The sequence below is a fragment of the Actinosynnema sp. genome (assembly GCF_052038725.1).
In genome coordinates, this window is sequence record NZ_JBQGCX010001402.1 from 1 (window position 1) to 1,884 (window position 1,884).

Here is a 1,884-nt window from a genome sequence, read left to right on the forward strand (position 1 = left end):
GTGCTCGGACCCACCGAGGCGTTCACGCCCGAGCAGGTCGCCGAGCTCTACGACGTCAACGTCGTCTCGACACAGCGGGTCAACCGCGCCGCGCTGCCGGTGCTGCGTCGGCAGCGCTCGGGCCACCTCGTCTGGGTCGCCTCGTCCTCCACGCGCGGCGGCCACCCGCCGTTCCTCGCCCCGTACTTCGCCGCGAAGGCCGGGATGGACGCGCTCGCCGAGAGCTGCGCGGCCGAGCTGATCCGCTTCGGCGTCGGCACCACCATCGTCGTGCCCGGCGCGTTCACCTCGGGCACCAACCACTTCGCGAACGCGGGCCGCCCGGCCGACACCGCCCGCGCCGCCGCCTACGACCACCACTACGGCGAGCTGCGCGCCACCATCGGCGACCGCCTGGCCGCGCTCGTCCCGCAGGACGCGGACGCGCAGGACGTGGCCGACGAGATCACCCGCGTCGTCGGCCTGCCCGCCGACCGGCGCCCGTTCCGCGTCCACGTCGACCCGAGCCGGGACGGCAGCGAGGTCGTGTCAGCGGTCGCGGACCGCGTCCGGGCCGAGTTCTACCGCAGGGTCGGCATCGAGGACCTGCTGTCCGCCAACGCCGCCCTCTAGCCGATCACCGAAGAAGAAGGAGCACCACCATGCCGTTCGCCAACCTGAAGGTCCCCGAGGGCACGCTGACCCCGGAGTCCAAGAAGAAGCTGATCGACGCCGTGACCGACGCCTACGCCGAGGTGTACGGCGAACGCGCCCGCGCGAGCACCCTGGTGCTGGTGGAGGAGGTCGCCGAGGGCGGCTGGGGCCTTGGCGGGACGGTCCTGACCGCCGAGGCGCTGGGCCGCAGCTGACCCTCCCGCCCCCGGTCCGCCCCGCGCGGGCCGGGGCTCACCTCCGGGGCTCGTACCGCATCGCCACGGCCCCGGACGCGAACTCCACCGCCTCCACCAGCCGCAGCTCCACGTGCTCCGAGAGCCCGGCGAACACCGACGGCCCGCGCCCGGCGATCCGGGGGTGCACCACGAACTCGTACTCGTCGATCAACCCCAGCCCCGCCAGCGCCAGCGGCAGCGCCACCCCGCCGACGAGCACCCCGTTCCCCGGCTCCTCCTTGAGCGCCCGCACCGCCGACCCGAGATCCCCGCGCAGCAGCTCGGCGTTCCAGTCGACCCGCTCCAACGTCCCGGACACGACGACCTTCCGCGCCGCGTCGACGGCCCGCGCGAAGGGATCCGCCCCGTCCCCGACCGCGCTCCCGGACGGCGACCGCCAGGCCTCCTCCATCATCAGGTAGGTCACCCGCCCGAGCAGCAGCACGTCGGCCCGCGCGATGTTCCCCGCGTGGTGCCGGTGCAGCTCCTCGTCCGCGGGGATCACCCGGTGGTCGCAGCACCCGTCGACGGTCACGTTGATGGAGTACCTGAGCGCCCGCACCCGGCGAGGCTACCCCCACCCCGCCGCGCCCCTCACCCCGCCGCGCCCCTCACCCCTCGGCGTCCCGCACCAGCAGCGCGATCCGCACCCGGTTGTCCACCCCGAGCTCGCCGAACAGGTTCCCCGTGTGCGCCTTCACCGTCGCCACCCCGATCCCCAGCCGCGCCGCGATCTCCGCGTTCCCCAACCCCTCCGCGATCCCGCGGGCCACCTCCAGCTCCCGCTCCGTCAGCCCCGCCAACCGCTCCCGCACCCCCCTCCGCGCCTCCCCGGACCCCGGCCCGGTCGCCGCCGCGATCAGCCGCACCACCGCCTGCGGCAACAGCACCGGCTCACCTGCCGCCGCCGTCCACACCGCCTCGGCGATCCGCGCGGGCAGCGCGCCCAGCACCGGCTCGTCCGAGTCGAACGTCGTCAGCACCAGCACGGCGGGCGGGTCGGGGCGGGTCAGGA

Annotated in this window: 4 protein-coding genes; 2 read left to right on the plus strand and 2 right to left on the minus strand. The window is 75.1% G+C overall.

Annotation, left to right across the window (positions count from 1 at the left end; genetic code table 11):
- Both ACTUAL_RS29650 and ACTUAL_RS29655 read left to right on the plus strand, forming a co-directional pair.
- A partial coding sequence (locus ACTUAL_RS29650) for an SDR family NAD(P)-dependent oxidoreductase (protein WP_440902547.1) occupies nt 1-612 on the plus strand: 612 nt, incomplete at its 5' end.
- A gap of 29 nt (nt 613-641) precedes the next feature.
- Nucleotides 642-848: a 4-oxalocrotonate tautomerase family protein gene (locus tag ACTUAL_RS29655; RefSeq protein ID WP_440902548.1), complete on the plus strand. Its 207-nt coding sequence runs from the start codon at nt 642-644 to the stop codon at nt 846-848.
- Nucleotides 849-885: 37 nt separating this feature from the next.
- Here the strand turns inward: ACTUAL_RS29655 and ACTUAL_RS29660 are convergent, their stop codons facing one another.
- Nucleotides 886-1,431: a dihydrofolate reductase family protein gene (locus ACTUAL_RS29660; RefSeq protein WP_096494106.1), complete on the minus strand. Its 546-nt coding sequence runs from the start codon at nt 1,429-1,431 to the stop codon at nt 886-888.
- 49 nt (nt 1,432-1,480) lie between these two features.
- On the minus strand, nt 1,481-1,884 hold a 404-nt coding region (locus ACTUAL_RS29665; protein WP_440902549.1), incomplete at its 5' end, for a LuxR C-terminal-related transcriptional regulator.

Excerpts from the sequence above, each read along its gene's own strand:
- ACTUAL_RS29655 (WP_440902548.1), top strand. The coding sequence starts at position 642 with ATGCCGTTCGCCAACCTGAAGGTCCCCGAGGGCACGCTGACCCCGGAG.